We start from the raw sequence: 25,025 nt of genomic DNA on the forward strand, positions 1-25,025 counted from the left end.
ATTTATCATTATTTTGTGATAATATTTATTTTTTCCCAGAGTTTATTAAAATTATTTGAGCTTGTTGCATTATCAATAATATAATAAATTATGATAATTTATGTACTTTTGTCTATCAATCGAATGGAATTCCTGAACTTAGTAGATATATTACTATTTTATTCAAAGTGCAAGCAGTTGATAATTTATCAAAACCATTTTATTGGCGAAGCAACTAAATTAAAACTTCATCATTATGATTTCTAAAAAAGCTAAATATGCTTTGAAAGCCCTAAAAGTTCTAGCTCGTGAATATGAAAAAGGGCCATTACTTATTTCAAATATTGCTGAATCAGAAAATATTCCCAAAAAATTTTTAGAAGCAATCCTTCTTGAATTACGCAATCATGGGCTTTTACAAAGCCAAAAAGGTAAAGGTGGCGGTTATTACTTAAGAATACCACCTGACCAAGTTTCTTTCGCTAAAATCATTCGTATCATTGACGGCCCCATTTCGCCAACGCTGTGTGTATCATTGCATTTTTATGGCAAATGTGATGATTGCGGAGACGAGGAAAGTTGTTCATTGAGAAATGTTATGGAAAAATGGAGAGATGCCAATCTTGCCGTTTTAGAAGAAAATACATTAATAGATTTAGTAAAATAAAAAATAGCCCTAGCATCAGCTAGGGCTATTTTTTTGATTTATATCCGCTTTTGAATTAGTATTCTTTAAAGTGGAAAAGATTAATTACTACACTATCTTAAAAAACCATATTTCAATGTTTTAGCCTCAAAAAACACTTCTTCCTAAGATTAGAAAGCATTTTTATTATTTTCGCATAATAAGTATTAAATAATTGTAATATTTTCAACCTATTAAATATTGTTATATTGAGAATTATTGTTATTTTTACAACATAATTGTTCACAATAACCACTATCTAATAAAATGAAAAAGTTCAACCAATTCATGATTCTACAATGGCTAGTATTTTTACCATTAATACTTCCTTTAAGCATTGTTTCAGGCATTCTTCATGGTGTTAAACACTCTATCAGCGACCTCGTAGAGCAGATATCAAGAGATGTTTCTCATCCTATTATTCATGAAGAAAATCCAGATTCTTTTGCTTGAAATCGTCTGGATCAAGTTCAAGAAACTCTTCCCAGAAAGCATTCGTTGGAACAGCAGCTTTACAGATAATCGGTTCTTTCTTAATGGGATGAATAAAATACACCCTTCTGGCATGTAAGTTAATACTTGCATCAGCATTGGGGCGATCAAAACCATATTTTAAATCTCCGCGAATAGGGCAACCCATTGAGGCTAACTGAACTCTGATTTGATGAGGGCGGCCAGTAATGGGTTCTACCTCAATCAAGAAATGCTTGTTGATTTCTCCCAATACTTTGTAATTAAGTTCTGCTTTTTGCGAGCCTTTTACTTCAGTTTCATGCGCCGTCACTACATTCTTAGCTTCGTCTTTTACAATCCAATGAATCAACTTTCCTTTTGCTTCTTTAGGTTTACGCCTAACTATTGCCCAATAGGTTTTTTGAATATCTCTTTTTCTAAATAGCTCCATCATGCGTTCTAGTCCTTTAGACGTTCTGGCAAAAATAACCAAGCCACTAACAGGCCTATCTAGGCGATGAACAGGATGTAAAAATACATCCCCTGGTTTATTATATTCTTTTTTGATATATTCCTTAACGGCGTCCGTCAATGTTCTATCCCCTGTTGAATCTCCTTGCACTAAAATTCCAGCCCTCTTGTTGACAATAATAATATGATTGTCTTCATATACTACGTGAAAATCTTTCATTTTCTATTTTTGATTTTACGAGTTGAATTACTCTTTAAACTCGATTTTTGATTAATAACTCTCTTTTTGATTCGGAAAATCAACTGATTTTACATCCTGAATATACTGTGTAATTGCTTCATTCATAATTCCATCCAAGTCAGCATATCTTCTTAAGAATCTTGGTTTAAATTCCTTATTGATGCCAAGCATATCATGAATTACTAAGATTTGCCCATCCGCATCGGGGCCTGCTCCTATTCCTACAGTTGGTATGGTGATACTCTGAGACACTTTTTTAGTAAGACTTGAAGGTATTTTCTCAAGTACAACACCAAAAGCACCAATTTCGTCCAACATTTGTGCATCTTCTATCAATTTGTTGGCTTCTTGGTCTTCTTTTGCTCTTACATTATACGTTCCAAACTTATAAATTGATTGTGGCGTCAAGCCTAAATGCCCCATCACAGGAATACCTGCACTCAATACCCGAATAATCGACTCTTTGATTTCTGAACCACCTTCCATTTTGACGGCATGTCCACCTGACTCCTTCATGATTCTGATAGCCGAACGAAGTGCTTCAGAAGAATTTCCCTGATATGAACCAAAGGGGATATCAACGACAACCAATGCTCTTTTTACAGCCTTCACTACCGAAGTAGCATGATAAATCATTTGGTCGAGTGTAATAGGCAAAGTAGTTTCATGTCCAGCCATCACGTTCGATGCCGAGTCACCAACGAGGATTAAATCTACGCCTGCTGCATCAACAATACGAGCCATAGAATAGTCGTAAGCAGTAAGACAAGAGATTTTTTCACCCCTATTTTTCATTTCTTGCAAAATATGTGTAGTAATTCGTTTGATTTCGTTATTCACTGGCATGATTTTTTGAGCTTTTTTTTCGTTACACATAACATATAGGATAAATACATACTTTTAACGTGAATGATTTCTTTTTACATGAAAAATAAACCGATTTTCATTCCAAATTAAGTAGGCATATTTACATATTGTCAGCGTAATATTAAATAATGTACAAATTTAAGATTTATTAGTATCTAAAATAGTTAAAATATATTTCGATATGCTTTTTTTCAAAATAAGTGCTTTTTTCAGAGAATATCACTAAATATTTACTAAAAAAGGGGTACTTTTACTTGATAAATTTTATATTCATTGTTATATTCATTTTATCTAATAAATCTATTTCAGTCCCTATCATTTATACTAAATCAAACAAGTTATGAAACAGATTTTTTCAACAAGAAGTCTATTGCAAAACAAGTCTGCTCAGATTGGCCTGGGTTTATTGACGTGTTTAGCACTAAGCAATCCGTCATTTGCTCAAGACTCTAGTAAAAAACCGACGATTGTAAGTACAATCACAGACAATGGAATTACTACGACGACCTACTCAAATGGTCAAATCGTTAAAACGGTTGCAGACGGGTATTATTTAGATTCTGCTTTTTATAAAAATAGCAATGTCTTAAAAGCTACTCAAGGCAAACGTTACTGGAAACTTACTGATAGAGTAGGGGTGTCAATCCCTGTTGGAAACACAGTAAATGGCAAAGATATAACGATGTTCTTGAAACCGGGTGGTTCTAACTCACTTTCTGTTACACGTCAATGGGGTATTATTGGTCTTGGTTTAACTGGAGGTTATCAGTTCTTTCAGGTTGGTGATGATTATAATGGTCCAGATGGACGTATCTATAAAAACTATGATGCTTTAGTATTGTCTGGAAAAATCCCTGCTGGTATTACAAGAAATGATTTGAAATATGATAAAATTTCAAGCATGCAAGATTTTTATTTATTGATTGGACCATCATTGGACATTCCGATTGGTAAAAAATTAAATGTTAATCTTGATGCTCGTGGTGGTTTGTTCAATACTTCTGCTCCTCGTTTTGGTGCTTATTTACAAGACGGGAATTTTGGTGCGCAGTCATTAATTTTTAGAATGAACTCTTCTGCTTCAAAAAATAAACTTGGCGGACTTATTGCCTTAGATGTAACCTATAAAGTAGGTGAAACATGGGCATTAGGCCTTAACGCACAAGGTTTCATTACAGAAACTCCATTTACTACAGTAGGTCAAGACGTTTCTCAAGGATCTACTAAAACTTTAACCAAAGAAGATTTAAGCACACATGGAGGTTATACCTTTGGGCTTGCGTTATCACATACATTTGGTGAAGACAACGGCAAAACTGTTTATACGCTATTACCTCCTCCGCCAGCACCAATCGTGGTGTATGCTCCAACAATATTAGGAGAAAACGGAAAGATGTATGATTATAAATCTGCTGAAAAACCTGTATTCAAATGGAAAAGCAATGCTCCTAATCCAGATCAGGAAGAATATTTATTCAAACTTTACAAAGCTGACGGTTCAGATACGCCAATCTATCAGCAGACAACTAAAAACACTAGCTTAACATTGCCTGACAATGTTGCATTAGCTAACGGTGATGAAGGTGACTTCTACTACTACTCTGTACAGTCAGTAGTTCAGAACAAACACTTCTCAGAAGCAGATGCTGCTAGCTTTGGTTATAAAGCAAAACCTGTAGCTTCAATTACACCAACTAAACCTACTACTGACCAGTATATGTTTAAGGTATTTGGAGGAACTACAGCACCAAGCTCTATCAAACCAAAAGTACGTCGTAAAGTAACAAAACCTGCTGTAGCTGTTGTTCCTAAGAAATTGGTACCTCGTAAAAAATCTACGAAGCCTGCAAGCAACTATGTTAACTACGAAAACGTAACAGAGAATCCTAAAGTAAAATGGCCTGATGATCTTCCATTACCGAAGAATCCATCAATCTATGAATACGAAGTTCAACGCTTGAATCCTGGTGATTGTAAGCCTGTTGGTCCAGTAGCAAAATATAGATTCTATATTGACCCTAAAAATCCTGATGATATCCGTATTCTTCCTGACAAACCGAAGAAAAAATAATTAGGATTTAAAAATAAAAAAAAGCATTCTGAATTCAATTCGGAATGCTTTTTTCGTTTGTATGAATTCAACTAAACATTTATTGTTCCAAAATAAATTACTTGATTACCTGTAGCGGTAACCCTTGCGGTTACCGTATCGTTTAACAAAGCATCGATTCAATAAACGGTAACCGCAAGGGTTACCGCTACAAGTTGTTACAAGTAGTCGTCTAAAATAGACGATACGTTTTAATAGCATAATGTATTATATAAATACATTATGCTTGATAATTTTTGGAAACAGATTTGACAATTAGTTACTAACAATAAATCTATACAGATTTATACAGCCAGTAAAGAATACAGAAAAGGAAATGGAAGTAATGGAAAGAAGACTAAAAAAGTACAATGAAGATGAATAAATCTAGAGATGTGTCAATACTTCGAAAAAAAGTTTATTTTTTTTTACTTATCACGCAACCTTTAAAAAAGGTGGCTTGTCTATATAAGTACAAATAATAAAGCAATTAGTGGTAACATAAACAACCCCTCCGACATGAATCAGAGGGGTTTCGTTTTTTATATTAGTCTGCTTTTTGTTCCATACGTTTACGCATACTTGGATCCAAGTAAATTTTACGCATACGAATCGACTTTGGTGTTACTTCTAAGTATTCATCCTTTTGGATGTATTCCATAGATTCTTCCAAAGAGAACTGGATTTTCGGAGCAATTTTAACGTTTGTGTCTGTACCAGAAGCACGCATGTTAGTCAATTGTTTCGCATTTTGAAGGTTTACTTCAATATCATTCTGACGGTTGTGCTCTCCAACTACCATACCTGCATAAACTTCTTCAGTAGGGTCGATAAAGAAAACACCTCTATCTTGTAATTTATCTACAGCATAAGGAGTAACAACACCAGAGTTCATAGAAATTAATGAACCGTTGATACGACCAGGGATTGTTCCTTTGTAAGGCTCATAAGCTTTGAAACGGTGTGCCATGATAGCTTCACCGAAAGTAGCTGTCAATACTTTAGAACGCATACCAATCAAACCACGTGAAGGAATGTTGAATTCTAAGTGTTGTAAGTCACCTTTAGGTTCCATAATCAACAACTCACCTTTACCTTGTGTAGCCAATTCGATTACTTTACCAGCAGACTCGTCTGGAACGTCAACTACTAATGTTTCAATTGGTTCTAAACGCTCACCATTTTCACCTTCTTTGAAAATTACTTGTGGTTGACCTACTTGTAATTCATAACCTTCACGACGCATCGTTTCAATTAATACAGACAAGTGAAGAATACCACGACCAAATACTAAGAATTTATCTTCAGAATCAGTAGTAACTACTTTCAAGGCTAAGTTTTTCTCAGTTTCTTTGAACAAACGATCACGTAAGTGACGAGAAGTTACAAATTTACCTTCTTTTCCAAAGAATGGTGAGTTATTGATGGTAAACAACATATTCATTGTTGGCTCATCAATCGAGATTCTTGGTAATGCTTCTGGAGTATCATAGTCAGTAACAGTATCACCGATTTCAAAATCTTCAATACCCATCATTGCACAAATTTCACCAGCACTTACTTCAGCAACTTTTACTCTTCCAAGTCCTTCAAATACTTGAAGTTCTTTGATTTTCATTCTTTTTACAGAACCATCTGCTTTCATTAAAGCTACTTGCATACCTTCTTTGAAAGTTCCACGGTGAACACGACCAATAGCGATACGACCAACGAATGAAGAATAATCTAAAGATGTAATCTGCATTTGTGGGATACCTTCGTTTTCTGGTGCTGGAGGAATCGTATCGATGATTACATCTAATAATTCAGTAATATCTTCCGTTTTACGTTTCCAGTCAGTACTCATCCAACCTTGTTTAGATGAACCGTATAAAGTAGGGAAATCTAATTGGTCTTCAGTAGCACCTAAGTTGAACATCAAGTCAAATACTTGCTCGTGTACTTCGTCAGGGCGACAGTTTTCTTTATCTACTTTATTGATGATTACGATAGGTTTTAAACCTAAGTCGATAGCTTTACCTAATACAAAACGAGTTTGAGGCATTGGTCCTTCAAAAGCATCCACCAAAAGGCAAACACCATCAGCCAATTTCAATACTCTTTCTACTTCACCTCCAAAGTCAGAGTGACCCGGAGTATCAATAATATTAATTTTTACGCCTTTGTAGCGAACAGATACGTTTTTAGAAACGATAGTGATACCACGTTCACGCTCCAAATCGTTGTTGTCAAGAATTAAATCTCCGAACTCTTGGTTATCACGAAATAACTTTGAAGCATGGATGATTTTATCAACAAGGGTAGTTTTACCGTGGTCAACGTGAGCAATGATGGCAATGTTACGAATACTTTGCATGATTTCAATTTGAAAATTTGAAACGGGCTCGCCCGTGCGATGAATTAATTTGAAAATGAAATTGTAAGAATTATACTCTTCAAACTATCTGATTTCCAAATTTACATTTAAGGGTGCAAAGGTAATGATATTATCTTAGAAAAATGCTATTAGCTTGAAAAAATAACAAAGAAATAAATTGAAGCCCCAGATTTGGCATAAAAGAGTTAAATGATTGTAAATCAATGGCTAGAACTAGATTTGGAAATATTAATTTGAAGGATTTAATATAAATTATAAAAGAAAAAATAGCAATAATACAATTTATCAAAATGCGTGCTTTAGTTAAGTCCTATTTAATATTCAGGGGCACTTTCAGTTCTATTAATGTTCCTTTAGATGGTTGCGTCAAGATTTGCAGACTCCCGTTCATAGCAAGGGCTCTTTCTTTCATATTATTTAACCCATTTCCCTGTTTGATATTAACTTCTTCAAAACCAATTCCATTGTCTTTTACAATCACAGTAAAATATTCTTCGGTAAAATAAATAGCAATTTCAACATGAGTAGCCTGTGCATATTTGACACTATTATTAACGGCTTCCTTAAAAACAAGGTATATATTATATTGCTTTAAAGGCGAAAACTGAATCTTACTTAAGTCTGCTACATTAAAACGATAATCAATATTTTTGGGCTCTAACATTTCAGCCGTGAACTCTTTCATTTTTACGATTACGCTATCCAAGCTTTCCTCTGTTTGTTTTGTCGTCCAGACAATATCACTTAGCGAGCGTTGTACTTTTTGTGAGCTCTCACTAATTCTATGAACCAAATCTTTTACAGAACTAGGATTTCTATCAATCTGATTTTCAACAACCTGACTCAAGATTCCAATACTACTTAAGGTAGAACCAATGTCATCGTGTAAATCACGTGCTATTCTATTTCTCATTTGATCATTGGCTTTCAATTGAGTAATTACCTCTGCCTGAAATTGTTCTTTTTCTTTCCTGTCTTTATTGATTCTATAGGCCAAAGCAAACGATAGAAGCACTACTTCTAGCGCCGACCCTACCTGTAGAGCATTCCTTGTAAAATTATCGCTTGGCAAAATATTTGAAAGCTGCATAATAAATATCAAAGCACTTATCAACATGATAGACCATGCACTTAAAAAAAAGAGTGCTTCTTCTGAGCCCTTCATCCATACGTAGGTGGCAATTACCAACACATAAATTACTGCTAAAAAAGCAATTGAATTTAATAATATAATGCTAGTAGTACCTAAACCCAACCAATGCCCAACTAGAAAGAGCAAAATGAGCATGATTAAAACACGAGAAATTTTGTCGGAAATGGGTAAATAACGCTGAACATTCAGAAAACTATTCGCAAATAATAGACTGAATATTATACCCATTGAAATAAAAATGGGTGTAAAGCGATTAAACCAAACAGCATTTGGCCATATAAATTCATGCGAAATCCCTTTGTTATATGCAAAAAAGCACGCAAATGAGGAAACGTAAATAACATAATAGAGGTACACCTTGGTACGAACTGTACAAAAAATAAAGAAATTGAAGATTGCCATTACTATCATAATGCCCAAGTAAATCCCCTGCATTAAATCTTTAGGGTGATTATCTTCAAAATAGACTTTAAGCGGAGCAACCCGCATGGGGAATAATAAAGGCAAGGATGTCTGGAAACGTATATAATAAGTACAGGTTTCGCCAGCAGGGAGGTTTAAATCAAATAAATAGAAGTTGGTTTTTAAATCTCTCTCTGCAACAGGCACATAAGTGCCCGATTTTTTCAAGGTTACTTTTTTGTGGGAGTCTATTTTATAAAAAATAATACTATCAATAGTCGCCTCGGCAATCTCTAAGAATAGGCTTTGTGATGTTTTATTATGCAAAGTTACTCTTGCCCAAATGACAGAAGAAGTAATGCCAAAATTAGGATTTGTTTGTAAGCTCCTAGTAAAATAGGCATCAATATCACGTCGCTTACTTACGTCATCAAAAGTCAATGACGCAGTCTTATCTTCAAAGATTTCAATTTCTCTACCAATGATTCGGGCCTCGTTAGGGTTATCAATAACGACCTGACGTTGAGAAAATGCTTCAAAGAAAAACAGCTGTATAAATAAGAAGATTAGACAGCAACCTTTTACCTCTTTCATAATAATTGTTGTGCTAGCTTTCACCAATGTGCGTAGTAAAAGAAAGCAATGAATGTTTTTCAATAAACCCAAGGTTTTGTGAATATCCTGTTTACTGACGTTATTAACTTACAAAAAACCTGTGCCTAATCTAGTCTCTTTTGGTATTTTCTCAATACAAAATATGTTAACGGTACAAAAAAGGAAAAAACCTTCAAATATGCTTTTCCTAAATATATATCAGGCTCTACTTCTACTAGATAATCACGGAGTAATCTTACTGGTGAAAATCTCGAATTTGCTTGATGATGACCATAATTTATCAGCAGTGTTTTTGATGACCCATCTTCCGAAACATGATAATATCCATCGGTATTATTTGTCATTAAAGCTTTAAGGTGTGGTTCATCAAGTCCGTTTTGCTGAGCTTTTAAATTATAGCCAATGATTGCGTCTCCTTCAACATGTGTGGTAAATACTTTGAAGAATTTTCTAATACCCAAAATCTTTGTTAATACACCAATATTAACTCCCATAAATTCCCAGCCAACCAAATCGGAAGTTATGGGCTGTTTGCCTTTTTCAAAAATAGTTTTTAATTGATTTTGACTAAGAAAGTAATACTTTCTATAGATGTTTTCCATGTTAAATGTAGGTTTTAGAGATATATGACAATTTAGAGATACATTAGAGGTAATCTAATAACTCAAAATTACAAATATTATGATATTTCTGAGCAAAAAAGGTATAATACAACAAAACCACTAGACACATGATGTATCTAGTGGTTTTGATGATAATACCGAAAAAATTAAAGTGAATTGAGCCTTATTTGAAAATACGTACTTGCTAATAAAGCAATTTTTTGAAAATCTGGCACTCTGATTCTCTCATTCTGAATTTTGGAGGCAGGACAAAGCTTTATTTTATCAAAAAGCCTCAGATAATACCTATATGCCAGATATACTCCTGATTTTGCCCCTTTTGGCAATGCAAGGATTCCTCGCAAAGCAGCATCAAAGTCTGCTTGAATATCATCTTCAATCGTTTTTTTGTCCTCTAAAGTAAAATTTCTGAAATCTACGTTCGGGAAATACGTTCTTCCTCTTTCTTGAAAATCTGACTTAATATCTCTTAAAAAATTAACTTTTTGAAAAGCAGAGCCTAATCGTCTTGCATCGTTTTTCAGTACATCATACATCGCAGTATCGCCTTCACAAAAAACCCTTAGACACATCAGACCCACTACTTCAGCCGAACCATAAATATATTCTTTATATCCTTCCTGATTATAGTCGGCAAAATATAAATCCATTTCCATCGAATGTAAAAACGCTTCAATCAACTCATGGTCAATTTTATATTGATTCACAATCAATTGAAAAGAGTGCAACACAGGATTGAGGCTAATCCCTTCTTTAATACACACATACGTTTCGGCTTTAAAACGGCTCAATAATGTTTTTTTATCGAAACCCTCAAAGGTATCTACGATTTCATCAGCATAGCGAACAAAACCATAAATTGCATAAATGGGTAAATGAAAACGTTTGTCTAAAGTTTTTATACCTAAAGTAAAAGACGTGCTGTAATGTTCAGTAATGAGCTTACTACATCCGAGGGTTGTCTTTGTATATAAATCCATGTGGTTCATTAACTGGTAGTTGATTTTATTTGCTGAGTTTGTACTAAACTTTGAACGCCTTACTTACTTCTTCAGCCACTACTATGCCCGAAATCAATGATGGTGGTACACCAGGACCCGGTACGGTTAACTGTCCTGTATAAAATAAATTTTTCACTTTTTTGCTTTTCAAAGATGGCTTTAAAAGAGCAGTCTGCATCAACGTATTTGCCAAACCGTATGCATTACCTTTAAAAGCATGATAATCAGCTTTAAAGTCGTTGTGAGCATAACTTCTTTTGAAAACCACTGCATCGCGAATAGGAACACCACAATATTGCTCTAGTCGTTCCATGATAATATGATAATATTGCTCTCGGATTTCGTCAGTATCTATTAAATCTGGCGCTACAGGTATCAACAAAAATAAATTTTCACACCCTTCAGGAGCGACACTATTATCTGTTTTTGAAGGAGCAGAGACATAAAATAATGGCTTTGATGGCCACTGTGGTGCTGTATAAATCTCATGGGCATGCACCTTGAAATCTTCGTCAAAAAATAAATTATGATGTAATAATTTAGGAATCTTTTTATTAACCCCTAGATAAAATAAAAGCGACGAAGGAGACATCACTCTGGAGTTCCAATAATCTTCATCATAATTTTGGTATTTGTCTTCTAGTAATTTATCCTCCACATGATGATAGTCTGCACTGGCTACTACTACGTCAGCTATAAACTCACCTTGATTAGTGATTACTTTTTTTACAGCACCTGTTATTACCTCTATTTTCTGAACCTCATGATTTAAAAGCAACGTCACTCCTTTCTCTTTTGCCAAGGCAACCATTCCTTCTACGATTTTGAACATTCCCCCCATCGGATACCAAGTTCCCAATTTCATTTCTGCATAGTTCATTAAGCTATACATGGCTGGAGTGTTTTCGGGAGTAGCCCCTAAAAACAAAATAGGGAATTCCATTAATTTCAAGATTCTCTCGTCTTTAAAAAACTTGCGAATATGTGAGGCGAAAGATTGAAATACATCTAAGCGAACTACATCATATAGTAATTTCAAGCTCAAAAATTCTGTAATACTCACAGAAGGCTTCCATACAAATTGATTCATTCCTACATCATATTTGTACTCAGCTTGACGCAAAAATTCTTTAAATTTCTCTTTACTTCCCGCTTCCATTCCTTCAAACAAATTGCCTAATTCATCAAGGCTCGCTGGTAGCTCTACCGTCTCATTCCCTGCAAAAATCACGGCGTATGAAGGATCTAGGCGAACTAAATCATAATAGTCAGCTGGTTTTTTATTAAACTTAGCAAAGTAATTATCGAAAACATCAGGCATCCAGTACCAGCTTGGACCCATATCGAAAGTAAAGCCTTCTGCCTCAAAAACCCTTGCTCTTCCCCCCGCAATACTATTTTTTTCCAAAATAGTAACCTCATATCCTTTATCTGCTAAACTTGTTGCAGCTGATAATCCTGAAAATCCTGACCCTATTACGATTACTTTCATTGAACAATGTTCCCGAAGGAGATTTATACATTTCCTTATTAGCTTGTAACAAAGATAAACTTGTTTTGTTTGATTGATTTATAATTGATGTCTTTTTAAGACAATCAGCACAACAAAAAAGTCGAACTACTGCTCGACCTTTTGTGAGATTCTTCTGTTAACCAAAAAACTATAGACTATGGTTTTGCTGACTGGCAGTAACCATAGTATTAACTAACTGATGAGAGTTCCTGATAATGATGAAGTGTAACTCAAACAATCAACTAATACGCGTACATGTGTAATCTATCTTTCAACTCTTTACGAGCTATATGAATTCTATTTTTAACTGTTCCGATTGGAATATTTAATTTCTCTGCAATTTCATGATATTTAAACCCTCTGAAATACATGATAAAAGGCGTTTTATAAGACTCCTCTAAGGTTGAAATAGCACTGTTGATATCATTCATAGCAAAACTACTAATAGCTAAATTATCGGTGCTACTTTCCATTGAATTAATATAATGAAGGTTATCCGAAGTATCTATGAAAGTATTCTTCCTAATCATCCTTTGATAATTAGTGATGAACGTATTTTTCATAATAGTGTACAACCAAGCCTTTAGGTTAGTACCCTCTGTATATTTATCACGATTAGTGAAAGCTTTTAATAAAGTATCTTGAAGTAAATCATTGGCTTCTTCATAGTCTCTTGTAAGTTTCATAGCGAAGGGCTTTAATGACTTTGATACTTTTCCAATATGATATGTAAATTCTAATGCCGTCATAGCTTCAATTTGTTGATGTTTTGTTTAACAAATGTATGAATTATTTAAACAAAAAAGCAAATGTTTTCTGAATTAATTTTACAAAAAACGATAGTAATCTGTTTAAAAAAATTATCTAAACCTACAAAAAAGCCCAAAACAGCAAATAAAGCGACAAAATAACACAATTAACATTGTTTATCTTAATCTAAAATCAATTAAACAGATTCAACTTTTTGGATATATTAAATCATTCGTTGGTATGTATATCTTTTTGTTTAATGATGAACAATAATAAATTTTAATGCAATATTGTTGCAAATAGTAGAAATCCATTGCGAAAATATCCGTAAATTGCATGCTCAATCTTCATCATCGTTCATGAAAAGCATATATATTATACTTACGATATTTATCTTAAATGGGATTTCGACAATCGCACAATCTCAAAATTGTTTTTGCACACTTCAGGGAGTAGTCCATGAAAAAGATATTCACCAAATAGTGCCTGGTGCGGTTATTTATATAAAAGGCACCAACATCTCAACTTTTGCAGATGCCAAGGGTGTATATTCTTTTAAAAATCTGTGCCAAGGGAATTATGTATTAATCTGTCAAGCGGTAGGTTTCCAGAAAGTGGAGGTACCTGTCAATCTCACTGCTGAACACCACGAAGACTTTTCTTTAGAAGATAAAGATGAGCATTTGCAGGAAGTAGTAGTCAGTGGAAAAAAAATGATAGATGTTACTCAAGCAAAAGGCATCTTAGAAGGACAAGCCTTAGACCAAACCCGTGGACAAAGTCTAGGTGAATCCCTAAAGGGCATTACTGGCGTAACAACCCTACAGACTGGAAGCTCTATTTCCAAACCCATCATTCATGGAATGCATTCAAATAGGGTGTTGATTTTAAATAATGGCATTCGTCAGGAAGGCCAACAATGGGGCAGTGAACATGCCCCTGAGATTGACCCCTTTGTTGCCAAAAAATTAACCGTTATCAAAGGAGCCGCTGGCGTTCGCTACGGCTCGGATGCTATTGCAGGCGTTATCATGGTAGAACCCGCCCCCCTACCCGATTCTGTTAATATTCATGGTGAAATCAATACGGCTGGTTTTTCAAATGGACGCATGGGTGTGATTTCTGGTATTGCAGAAGGTGGCTTGGCTCAACTGAAAGGTTTCTCATGGCGTGTGCAAGGCACTTACAAACGTGGAGGCGATTTAAAAACGGCCAATTATTACATGGCCAATACAGGAGTACAAGAAAGGAATTTTTCAGTAGCGCTTGGCTACAACAGAATACATTATGGTAGCGAGCTATTTTTTAGTTATTTCGATACTCAGTTAGGTATTTTTGCTGGTTCACACATTGGTAACACAACAGACTTACAGAACGCTATTAATAACCCCCAACCTAACGAAGCTTATACGCCGACTTCACCAAGTTATAACATCAATCGCCCTAACCAAGACTTAGCCCATCATTTATTAAAGCTAAAGAGCTTTGCTATTGCTGAAAATTTGGGGAAATGGACACTTACACTGGCTCGTCAATATGACTGGCGTTTAGAGTATGACGTTCCGAGAGGAAACAGAAATCTAAATACCTTAAATTTTAAGCTTACGACGTATACAGGTGAGTTATTACTCGACCATAAACCACTTTTTAATAAAATTGCAGGTTCAGTGGGTATCAGCGGAATGTATCAGGAAAATCTTTCCTCCTCTTATGAATTGAAAAAACCCTTGGTGAATACTGTACTCATTCCTAATTATCAAGTAAGTACCGTAGGAATATTTTTGATAGAACGTTATTTGAAAAATCGCTGGGAATTTGAAACGGGTCTCCGCTATGACCTTAGAAATGCAGAGGCTTATGGACTTACCTTCAATAATCAGGCTTATAACAATTCATTTAGTTTTAATAATTTCTCTGCTACTGCTGGTACTACTTATACGCTGAATAATGAATGGGATTTTAAATTCAATGCAGCGCTTGCTTGGCGAGCACCCAATATGAATGAATTATTTTCTGATGGCATTCACCACGGAGCGGCGGCTTATGAAAAAGGGAATATCAACCTACAGCCCGAAGTGGCACATAATTTAAGTTTCTCTGCCAATTATACTAGCGAAAAATTTAGTCTGGAATTTAGTCCCTACTTGAATTTCATTGATGATTTTATTTATCTAAAACCCCGTTCTGAAAATGGCGTATTGCAAACTGTGCTTACTGTACGTGGCGCTTTCCCAGCCTTTGACTATACCCAAGTAAACGCTCGCTTTGCAGGAATTGACCTATCTGCCAATTATTTGATTACTGAGAAAATATCAATTACCGAGAAATATTCGATGGTAAGAGCCAAGGACGTTTTGAATAATCAATACATGGTAAACATTCCTTCCGACCGTCTGGAAAGCACTTTAAAGTACGATTTCAAAAAGCATGGTGCCTTTATCAGTATCAGCAATTCATTAGTAGCCAAACAAACCAGAGTAGAAGCAAATAGCGATTTCCTACCTCCTCCACCTAGTTATAGTCTTTGGAAAGCAGATGCAGGCTTCACTATCAAAAAAGTAAGTATTGGACTAAGTGTAAGTAATGCCTTTAACTTAGCCTACCGAGAATACCTCAATCGATTTAGGTACTTTACGGATGATATGGGGAGGAATGTTTCGGCTCGTCTTAAATATAGTTTCTAAACCAAGCCCCGATGCAATAAGCTATCCCAACAATGCGATTGCTTATCCCGTCTGTGCAGGAGCTAATAGTAGCAATGCTGTCGCTTATCCCGTCAGTGAAGGAAGTTGTCAGTCTTAAAAGAGAAAGATACTTCCTTCAAATAAGATTCTGTCGGTTAAATAGCCCTAAAAAATACTAACTTTGCTCTACATAATAACGAATTGTATTTGAGAGACTAAATATATGCCAACATTACACTGGATAGGAAAAGACAAAGTAATCAATCATCATATTGATGTACCCTTTAAAGTATTGGAACATTCTTATGGGTTTGATGACGGAATCCAAACAAAACAAGAAACCCAAAGCGGTAATAAAATTATACATGGCGACAACCTTGAAGCACTAAAAGCCCTATTGCCCGAGTACGAAGGAAAAGTAAAATGTATTTATATTGACCCCCCTTATAATACAGGCAACGAAAGTTGGGTGTATAACGATAATGTAAATGACCCAAAAATTAAAAAATGGCTGGGACAAGTAGTTGGAAAAGAAGCTGAAGATTTAACAAGGCATGATAAATGGCTTTGTATGATGTACCCAAGATTAAAACTATTACAAAAATTACTTGCTGAAGATGGAGTTATTTTTATTTCTATTGATGACATTGAAGCTTCTTTTTTAAAGTTAGTATGTGATGAAATCTTTGGTCGTAATAAATTCTTAGGTCAATTAATTTGGAAATCAAGACAAAATAAAGACAATAGAAATACATCAAGAATATCAATTGATCATGAATATGTTATATGCTACGGGCATAAATTAAATGGATTAGAAAGAGATAAAAGTCAATTTTCTAATCCAGACAACGACAAAAGAGGTGATTGGGTGAGTGCTAATATGGTAGGACTCGCTGATAAAAAGGCACGTCCAAATCTCCATTATAATTTAATCAATCCAGAAACTAATATTGACTATGGATGCCCTAAAATGGGTTGGAGATATGATATAAATACGATGACAAAACTTATTAATGAGGGGAGAATTTTATGGCCAAAAAACAAAGATGGTAGACCTAGAAAAAAACAGTTTATAGGGGATTACAAAGAAGAAGTAACTGGATTTTCTTCAATAATTGGAACTGAAGTTTATACTCGTGATGGTACAAACGCTTTACGAGAAATTTTTAATGATAAAAAATTTGATTTCCCAAAACCTATTGATTTCGTCAAAACAATTATTGACCAAGCCACTGCCAAAAACTCTATTGTCCTTGATTCATTTTCTGGTTCTGGTACAACCGCCCATGCGGTTTTAAATCTCAACAAAGAAGATAATGGAAAAAGAAAGTTTATTTTAATTGAAATGGAAGATTATGCTGAAACAATTACAGCAGAAAGAGTTAAAAGAGTTATTAATGGTTATGGAAAAGTAGAAGGCACACTCGGTAGTTTTGATTTTTATGAATTAGGGCAACCCATCTTTTTAGAGGATGGGAATTTGAATGAATTGGTAGCACTTGAAAAAATTCGTCAATATGTGTTTTATACAGAAACCAAGACATCAATAGGGACAAACAAACTGGAGGATAACAAACATTTTTTGGGCATTCAAAATAACACAGCCTATTATTTCAACTACGAACCAGAGGAAGTAACTACTTTAGACCATGAGTTTTTAGCGACTATCAAAACCCAAGCCGAACAATATATAATCTATGCTGATAATTGTCTGCTTACCCAAGATTTTTTGACAAAACACCATATTATTTTCAAAAAAATACCAAGAGACATAACAAGATTTTAAGCGATGGAAAGTCAACAAAATAGTTTTTTAATCTATAGCACTCCTAATAATAATGTTAGAGTAGATGTTTTCATTCAAGATGAGACCGTTTGGCTTACTCAAAAATCTCTCTCGGAATTGTTTGATACTTCTACCCAAAATATCACAACCCATCTTAAAAATATATACGAAGATGCTGAATTACAAGAGAGTTCAACTTGTAAAGAAATTTTACAAGTTCAAATTGAAGGTACAAGAGAAGTTTCTCGTAAAACGAAATTTTATAATCTTGATGCTATCATTTCAGTAGGTTATCGGGTAAATTCAGCCAAGGCAACACAGTTTAGAATTTGGGCAACCCAAACCCTAAAAGAATTTATCATTAAAGGTTTTGTATTGGATGATAATCGCTTAAAACAAGGGCAAGCTGTTTTTGGCAAAGATTATTTCAAAGAGTTACTTCGCAGAGTTCGCTCTATCCGAGCCAGCGAACGCAGGATATATCAACAGATAACTGATATTTTTGCGGAGTGCAGTATTGACTATGATAAAAACTCAGAGATTACACAGAGCTTTTACGCTATGGTACAAAACAAATTCCATTTTGCCATTACGGGTAAAACTGCCGCAGAAATCATCCATCAATCATCTGATAAGACAAAAGATAACATGGGGCTTACGACATGGAAACACGCACCCGATGGCAGAATTTTAAAGTCAGATGTAATTATTGCAAAGAATTATCTAACTGAAAAAGAGATAAGCCAATTAGAAAGAACAGTGACGGGCTATTTTGATTATATTGAAGGGCTTATAGAACGAGAAAATAGCTTTACAATGGCACAATTAGCAGAAAGTGTGAATAAATTTCTTTCGTTTAATGAATACAAAATACTACAAGGTAAAGGCAAAATATCAAAACTTCAAGCGGATAAAAAGGCTGTAAAGGAATATGATGAGTTTAACAAAACACAGAAAATCGTTTCAGACTTTGATAAAGAAGTTAAAAAAATAGGAAAGCAGAAATAATGGAATTAAAACCCTATCAGCAAGAAGTAATCAATGACCTTTCATTATTTTTGGAATACATACAAGAAACGAAAGACGTAAAAGAGGCATTTTATAGTTTTTGGGCTAAACACCCCAAAACACCTTTATATCCATCAATAGGTACAGCGATTGAACCTTATAAAAATAATGTTCCACGTGTGCCACATATCTGTATAAAAGTACCAACAGCGGGTGGTAAAACTTTTATAGCTTGTAATGCTATCAAAACTATTTTTGATGCCTTTGCTTATGACAAACCCAAAGCTGTAGTTTGGTTAGTGCCTTCAATTACTATTTTAGACCAAACAATTAAAAATCTAAAAGACCCAAACCATCCTTATCGCCAAAAAATAAATGCTCATTTTGGAAATAAAGTTGAAGTCTTCGATAAGGCTGCATTATTACAAGGAAGCGGATTTAATGCAACTTCTGTAAAAGAACAGTTGAATATCTTCGTATTAAGTTTTGACAGTTTAAGAGTAAAAAACAAAGAAGACCGCAAAGTCTTTCAAGAAAATGGAAATTTACAGTCATTTGAAAGTATTTTAGGCAAGGAAACTGAAATTACTTTGGGTGCTGTGATAGAGTATTTGAATCCATTAGTCATTGTTGACGAAAGCCACAATGCAGAAAGCGACTTGAGTGTAGAAATGTTGAAGGTCGTAAACCCCTGTTTTATACTTGACCTCACCGCTACACCAAGAAAGAATAGTAACATTATAAGTTTTATTGATGCCTTAGAGCTAAAAAAGGAAAACATGGTAAAACTTCCTGTAATTGTTTATAACCATCAAGATAAAACAGAAGTAATCAATTCAGCCCTGCAACTACAAAAGCGATTGGAAATACAAGCCATAGGAGAAGAAAAGAAAGGGGGAAAATACATTCGTCCAATTGTTTTGTTTCAGGTACAACCCAAAAATGGTAAAGAGTTTTTGAATGAAGAGGAGGAAAAATCAAATGTTCAAAAGCTTAAAGAAAAACTGATTGAATTAAAAATACCTGTCGAACAAATCAAAATAAAAACGGCAAATATTAATGAAATAAAAGGTATTGATTTAATGAGTAAAGAATGTGAAGTTCGTTATATCATTACAATTAATGCTCTAAAAGAAGGTTGGGATTGTCCATTTGCTTATATATTGGCATCGTTAGCAGACAAAAGTTCAGCAGTTGATGTCGAACAAATTTTAGGAAGAGTATTACGTCAGCCTTACGTAATGAAGCATAACTTTCCCTTGCTCAACTTGAGCTATGTATTAACAGCTTCGTCAAAATTTCTTGATACCTTAGATAACATTGTAAAAGGCTTAAATAAAGCAGGTTTCAGTGATAAAAGTTTTAGAAAAAAAGATGAATATGATTTGATTAGCGACAATGTTATTGCTAAAGATTTATCCAAACAAGAATTTTTAGATTTCAGTATTATTTCAGACGATGTAGATGAAATTGACACTTCAAGAATTGTGAATTGGGATAAAATACAGCAACAACCTTTAAACTATAATCAAGATACAATCTTTGTTGAGGTTAGTCCCCTTTTGGAAATAGAGCAAACAGCTATTCAACAAAATGAAGTATTCGAAAAAACACTTGTAGAAATAGAAACGAATCGCTCAATTACTCTACCAAACGAAATACAAAAGCTTGTGAAAACATTTAGCATCAAAGATATTTTTAAAGAACAAGCTGGGAAAATTATTTTACCACAATTTTATCAAAAAGTTCCTGAAAATGAAATCTTTCAACAAGATGAATATGAATTGCCTTTGGAAAAACAAAGCCTTTTAAAAGGTTTTGCATTAAGGAAAGCTGATACTAATATTGCTTTTGATAGTATTACATCTGAACTATACAAAGTAGATTTAGATGAAACAAAAAAAGAACATACACCAACATTTGTAAGGCTAGACGGAGAAGTGAAAGAAAGTATAATGGCTTATTTTCTTGACCCAACAAGAAAAGACAACAGAGTAAGGAACTTCACCAAGCGTCTAATGGACTTGATAGGTAATATGCTTCCTATTCCTGACAAAGAAATTGAGAAATATTTGAATAGAATATTGGAAGACTTTAGCGATGATCAGTTTAATGATTTAGCTGCCAATGAATATACATATAAAGATAAAATCAAGAATAAAATTATTGCACTTTCAGAAGCATTTGCAGAAAAACAATTTAAAGACTGCTTAGACACGGACAAAGTGTTTATTAAACCTTCTTTTATTTTACCAAAAAGTATTTCACCAGGCGATACGGCAAAAGATATTCCTAAATCACTGTATGAAAAAGAAGGAGGAATGAACAGTTTTGAAGAGCGTGTAATCAACGAAATTGGTAATATGGCAAACATTGCCTTCTGGACAAGAAACCTTGAACGCAAAGGTTTTAGAATCAATGGTTTTATTAACCACTATCCTGATTTTATTATTCAGACCAAAAGTGGGAAAACTATTGTATTGGAAACTAAAGGAGACCATTTAGATGCGGAACAAAAAATAAGACTTGGAGGACTTTGGGCAAGTAAAGCAGGGAATAATTACCGTTACTTTATGGTTTACGAAAGAAGAACCGTTGATGGTGCATATAGGTTAGAAGATTTTTTAAATATCATTAAATCTATCTGACTTCTCTCCCCAACTGGTGCAAGTATTAAGCGAAGCGTTACTTGTACCTAAAATATTTCAGTTTGAAACTGAAATATTTTAGGTACAAGTCCAAGCCACAGGCTTGAACTAGTTGGGGAGCAAATGCTAAACAGAGATAACAACACACTACTCCCCCTCCAAACCCAAAGCATACATAGCAAACGACCCTAACCAATGGTCGCCACCATAATTACCATTTGCAATGTTGGGTAAGGTTTTTTGCAAAAACGTCGTAGCCTTTTCTTGAAATTGTTTCTTGCGTAAGTCTGTAGTGGGTAATTGTTTGGCTATGCCTAATAAACACCACGCTTTACTTAATGCTAATCCATCTAAATGTACAATCTGATAATCAGAACGGTCGCTTACAATGGGTAATTGCAATACGTTTTTAAGCCCTTCTGCTGTGTAAAATTGATTAAACCATTTTTGAAATGCTTGTGGCGTTAATACTCTTCGCATCAAATCTGCAATTTCAAGACTAGGCGACAGGAAGTCTGTTCCGTCTGGCTCAAGGGTAGCGGCAACAGCTTTATTAGTGAGATAATAGTCTTTGCTTCGTTGTACCAATAATTGTTCAAAAGAAGTATTTTTAGTAGTACGAGCCCAATCTAACGCAAAAACCATCCCAAAGGCTGTATTTGGGTGTACACCTGTTCGATTAGGATAGGTTTGTTTAGGTAAGTATTCAGTCCATTTTTGTACGATTACTTGCGTCAAAGGTTGTAAGCTTTTATGCCAACGTTTAGCCATTGGGTCATCCCAAGTCAATAATTCTTCGTCTAATTTGAGCAACCAAGCCCACCCGTAGGTACGTTCAAAGCCTTTCGCCAGTTTATATTGGCTAAAGTAATCCGCTTCTTTTTGTAGATTTTCTGCTAAAAAACTGTTTTCTAACACCGCAATGATTTGCTGTGTTTCGGGCAAATTGGGGTAAGTCTTCAATATCTTTACCAACATCCAATGCCCATGAACGGAAGAATGCCAATCTAAACAACCATAAAAGGCTGGATGCAATTGTTTCGGACTTAGTGTTACTTCTTGTGCCGTTTCTATCGTATGATTGGGTTTGTTGGGATATTCTGTTTGAATACAATGTAGGGGCAGATTTGCTAAAAATGAAGCTCCCTCAGCACTTAGCCCTACTTTTCTACCATCTTTTGATACTGTTAAATATTGGTTTTGTTGCCCATAAACTGATAATCCGCAAGCTAACAACGCAGTGAGTAATACATTTTTGATAATCATGGGTAAGGTTTTTAATTGTTGATTGGTTTATACTATTTTTGAATAAACATTGATAAAGTGTTATTAGAAAGGTATTGATACTATTTCTATTTTGCAAAAATTTTAATCATAAAGTAACCATTGCGACTAAAATATAAGAAAATAATAAACATATCATCCTTAAGATTTGTCCTTGTTTCACTCCCCAATAATTTCTATCATCATTGATATAGATTTTGTCGAATTTTATTATATGTTTGTAAATAGTAAATAGATTTTTCAAACGAATTAAACCACAAAATCAATGTATCAAAAACCATCAGCTGCTTTTATCGGAGCATCATGGGTTGCCTTAGGCACAGGAATGATAGGCTTTCTTATAGGACTTTGGAGATCTGAGATGTTACTTAATGAAATCGGATATTATTTTACCGTATTGATGTACGGACTTTTCTCTGTTATTTCTGTTCAAAAAAGTGTTCGTGACCGACTAGAAGGCGTTCCTGTTACTGATATTTACTATGGGCTGAGCTGGTTCTCTACTATTTTATCAATCCTCCTCTTAGTCGTTGGACTTTGGAATGCAACTTTGTTGCCAAGCGAAAAAGGCTTTTATGCATTTGCCTTCCTCCTATCTATTTTTGGAGCAATTGCTGTTCAAAAAAATACCAGAGATTCTTTGAATGCTGAGAAGAAAGACTAATACAAGATTAAAATCGTAATAAATTCAATAATAATAACACTGTAGAGACACAGTGTTATTATTGTTTTATAATCCTCTAATTCTATGCTTCAAGAAACGTTTATCTTATTATTGACAAAGTATTCAAACAACCATGAGCTTATCAATGAGCTATGGTTGGAAATTGAGAAGCACTATTCAAGCAAAAAAAGATATTACCATACATTACAGCATCTTGATAACTTATTAATGCAACTTAATAAAGTAAAAACAAACATTCAAGATTGGGATACTGTGCTATTCTCCCTTTATTATCATGATATCATTTACAATGCTTTAAAATCAGATAATGAAGAAAAAAGTGCTGAATTAGCTATTAATAGCATGCAACAACTTGCTATTCCATCTCAGATGATTGACGCTTGTAAACAGCAGATTTTAGCAACAAAAAGCCATTTGGTGAATCAACAAAATGATACAAATTATTTTACAGATGCTGACCTTTCTGTGCTTGGACAAGACTGGGAAATCTATCTTAAATATTGTCAAAATGTAAGAAAGGAATATTCTTATTATCCCAATTTAATTTACAATGCTGGACGTAAAAAGGTATTAAAGCATTTTTTAGCAATGGATCGCATTTATAAAACTGATTATTTCTTCAACGAATTTGAAAAGCAAGCAAAACAAAACCTCACGAATGAATTAGAATTACTTTAATATATTATTTTAGGTTCATCTTAACAGATTAACAAACCCTTTTTTAGATACTTATTTTAATTCTCTCATGAACAAAATATTCCTCATTACTTTATTCTTATGCTCGGTTGTTTCGGCTACTATTTTCGGGCAAAAAAGTGCTTTAAAGGCAAAAATTGAGCAAATTCTCCAAACAAAAAAAGCTACTGTAGGGCTAGCTGTTTATGGTCTTGAAGATAAGGATACATTAAGCATTCATAATACCACGCATTTCCCGATGCAAAGTGTGTTTAAATTTCATATTGCTTTGGCGGTTTTGAATGAAGTTGATAAAGGACGCTTTAGTTTAACTCAAAATATTTTTATCAAAAAAAGTGATTTATTACCCGACACATGGAGTCCGCTGAGAGAAGATTATCCTAATGGCAATGTAAATGTTTCTTTAGCTAAAATTCTTGGTTATACTGTCTCTCAAAGTGATAATAATGGGTGTGATATATTACTCCGACTTATCGGGGGAGAAAAGGTAGCTAATCGATACCTCCACAGTATTGGGATAAAAGATGTAGCAATTGTGGCAAACGAAGAAGCCATGCATAAAGATTGGGATGTACAGTTTTTGAACTGGACTACCCCACAAGCGACCATCGCATTGCTTAAAAAGCTTTATGAAAGAAAAATGCTATCTCTGAAAAGTCATGATTTTTTATGGAAAATCATGGTTGAAACTTCAACGGGTAAAAACAGAATCAAAGCTCAGTTACCTTCAGGAACAATAGTGGCTCATAAAACAGGAACATCTGGCACTAATCAAGCAGGAATAACCTCCGCAATCAACGATATAGGCATTGTAACTTTACCCAATGGCAAACATTTTGCTATTTGTTTTTATGTAGCAAACTCTAAGGAGAATGAGCAAACTAATGAAAAAATCATTGCCGATATTTCGAAGTTAGTTTGGGATTATTACCTCAATAAGAGCAAAAAATAGTTGTTCATGCTAAACGTAAAAAGGCTTATCTGTGCAGGTAAGCCTTTTTTACTATCTATTTAT

The 25,025-nt window shown here is 34.3% G+C and carries 19 protein-coding genes; 10 read left to right on the plus strand and 9 right to left on the minus strand.

What is annotated here, in order from left to right:
• Positions 1–235 precede the first annotated feature (235 nt).
• Positions 236–646: an RrF2 family transcriptional regulator gene (locus VB264_RS04840; protein ID WP_323247232.1), complete on the plus strand. Its 411-nt coding sequence runs from the start codon at positions 236–238 to the stop codon at positions 644–646.
• 285 nt (positions 647–931) lie between these two features.
• On the plus strand, positions 932–1,117 hold the full coding sequence (locus VB264_RS04845; protein WP_309924170.1) for a hypothetical protein: 186 nt from the start codon (positions 932–934) through the stop codon (positions 1,115–1,117).
• On the opposite strand, the gene VB264_RS04850 is transcribed toward VB264_RS04845, so the two are convergent.
• Both VB264_RS04850 and panB read right to left on the minus strand, forming a co-directional pair.
• On the minus strand, positions 1,083–1,808 hold the full coding sequence (locus tag VB264_RS04850; protein ID WP_323247234.1) for an RluA family pseudouridine synthase: 726 nt from the start codon (positions 1,806–1,808) through the stop codon (positions 1,083–1,085). The two genes, VB264_RS04845 and VB264_RS04850, sit on opposite strands and share 35 nt — an antisense overlap.
• Before the next feature lie 51 nt (positions 1,809–1,859).
• Positions 1,860–2,705: a 3-methyl-2-oxobutanoate hydroxymethyltransferase gene (gene panB / locus VB264_RS04855; protein ID WP_407654644.1), complete on the minus strand. Its 846-nt coding sequence runs from the start codon at positions 2,703–2,705 to the stop codon at positions 1,860–1,862.
• A gap of 331 nt (positions 2,706–3,036) precedes the next feature.
• On the opposite strand from panB, the gene VB264_RS04860 reads away from it, so the two are divergent.
• Complete coding sequence (locus VB264_RS04860; RefSeq protein ID WP_323247236.1) at positions 3,037–4,767, plus strand: hypothetical protein; 1,731 nt, start codon at positions 3,037–3,039, stop codon at positions 4,765–4,767.
• A 565-nt stretch (positions 4,768–5,332) separates the two neighbouring features.
• Here the strand turns inward: VB264_RS04860 and typA are convergent.
• The 6 genes from typA to VB264_RS04890 all read right to left on the minus strand — a co-directional run bounded on the left by typA (position 5,333) and on the right by VB264_RS04890 (position 13,218).
• Positions 5,333–7,141, minus strand: a complete 1,809-nt coding sequence (typA, locus tag VB264_RS04865) for a translational GTPase TypA (RefSeq protein WP_323247238.1) — start codon at positions 7,139–7,141, stop codon at positions 5,333–5,335.
• 331 nt (positions 7,142–7,472) lie between these two features.
• On the minus strand, positions 7,473–9,311 hold the full coding sequence (locus VB264_RS04870; protein WP_323247240.1) for a sensor histidine kinase: 1,839 nt from the start codon (positions 9,309–9,311) through the stop codon (positions 7,473–7,475).
• A gap of 125 nt (positions 9,312–9,436) precedes the next feature.
• A complete protein-coding gene (locus VB264_RS04875) occupies positions 9,437–9,934 on the minus strand; it encodes a hypothetical protein (protein WP_323247242.1) in 498 nt (165 codons plus the stop codon).
• 167 nt (positions 9,935–10,101) lie between these two features.
• The gene (locus VB264_RS04880) at positions 10,102–10,944 is read right to left on the minus strand and encodes a phytoene/squalene synthase family protein (RefSeq protein WP_323247244.1); all 843 of its coding nucleotides are present in this window, start codon (positions 10,942–10,944) and stop codon (positions 10,102–10,104) included.
• A gap of 34 nt (positions 10,945–10,978) precedes the next feature.
• A complete protein-coding gene (locus tag VB264_RS04885) occupies positions 10,979–12,448 on the minus strand; it encodes a phytoene desaturase family protein (RefSeq protein WP_323247246.1) in 1,470 nt (489 codons plus the stop codon).
• Positions 12,449–12,711: 263 nt separating this feature from the next.
• The gene (locus tag VB264_RS04890) at positions 12,712–13,218 is read right to left on the minus strand and encodes an RNA polymerase sigma factor (protein WP_323247248.1); all 507 of its coding nucleotides are present in this window, start codon (positions 13,216–13,218) and stop codon (positions 12,712–12,714) included.
• Positions 13,219–13,578: 360 nt separating this feature from the next.
• Here VB264_RS04890 and VB264_RS04895 point away from each other — a divergent pair, with 360 nt between their 5' ends.
• From VB264_RS04895 to VB264_RS04910, 4 genes are all read left to right on the plus strand, one after another.
• The gene (locus VB264_RS04895) at positions 13,579–15,903 is read left to right on the plus strand and encodes a TonB-dependent receptor (protein ID WP_323247250.1); all 2,325 of its coding nucleotides are present in this window, start codon (positions 13,579–13,581) and stop codon (positions 15,901–15,903) included.
• Between the two features lie 223 nt (positions 15,904–16,126).
• On the plus strand, positions 16,127–17,689 hold the full coding sequence (locus VB264_RS04900) for a site-specific DNA-methyltransferase (protein WP_323247252.1): 1,563 nt from the start codon (positions 16,127–16,129) through the stop codon (positions 17,687–17,689).
• 3 nt (positions 17,690–17,692) lie between these two features.
• On the plus strand, positions 17,693–18,697 hold the full coding sequence (locus VB264_RS04905) for a virulence RhuM family protein (RefSeq protein WP_323247254.1): 1,005 nt from the start codon (positions 17,693–17,695) through the stop codon (positions 18,695–18,697).
• The gene (locus tag VB264_RS04910) at positions 18,697–21,345 is read left to right on the plus strand and encodes a DEAD/DEAH box helicase (protein ID WP_323247256.1); all 2,649 of its coding nucleotides are present in this window, start codon (positions 18,697–18,699) and stop codon (positions 21,343–21,345) included. The genes VB264_RS04905 and VB264_RS04910 overlap by 1 nt, the downstream gene beginning before the upstream one ends.
• A 147-nt stretch (positions 21,346–21,492) precedes the next feature.
• Here the strand turns inward: VB264_RS04910 and VB264_RS04915 are convergent, their stop codons facing one another.
• Complete coding sequence (locus tag VB264_RS04915; protein WP_323247258.1) at positions 21,493–22,611, minus strand: DUF2891 domain-containing protein; 1,119 nt, start codon at positions 22,609–22,611, stop codon at positions 21,493–21,495.
• A 283-nt stretch (positions 22,612–22,894) separates the two neighbouring features.
• Between VB264_RS04915 and yiaA the strand changes: the two genes are divergently transcribed.
• From yiaA to bla, 3 genes are all read left to right on the plus strand, one after another.
• Positions 22,895–23,293 carry an inner membrane protein YiaA gene (gene yiaA / locus VB264_RS04920; protein WP_323247260.1) on the plus strand — a complete coding sequence of 133 codons (399 nt, stop codon included), beginning with the start codon at positions 22,895–22,897 and terminating at the stop codon, positions 23,291–23,293.
• 84 nt (positions 23,294–23,377) lie between these two features.
• Positions 23,378–23,992, plus strand: coding sequence for an HD domain-containing protein (locus tag VB264_RS04925; protein ID WP_323247262.1), 615 nt, complete (start codon positions 23,378–23,380; stop codon positions 23,990–23,992).
• A gap of 67 nt (positions 23,993–24,059) precedes the next feature.
• A complete protein-coding gene (gene bla / locus VB264_RS04930) occupies positions 24,060–24,962 on the plus strand; it encodes a class A beta-lactamase, subclass A2 (protein WP_323247264.1) in 903 nt (300 codons plus the stop codon).
• The last annotated feature ends 63 nt before the right edge of the window (positions 24,963–25,025 follow it).

The organism is Arcicella aquatica (assembly GCF_034928825.1).
Taxonomy (GTDB): Bacteria; Bacteroidota; Bacteroidia; order Cytophagales; family Spirosomataceae; genus Arcicella; species Arcicella aquatica.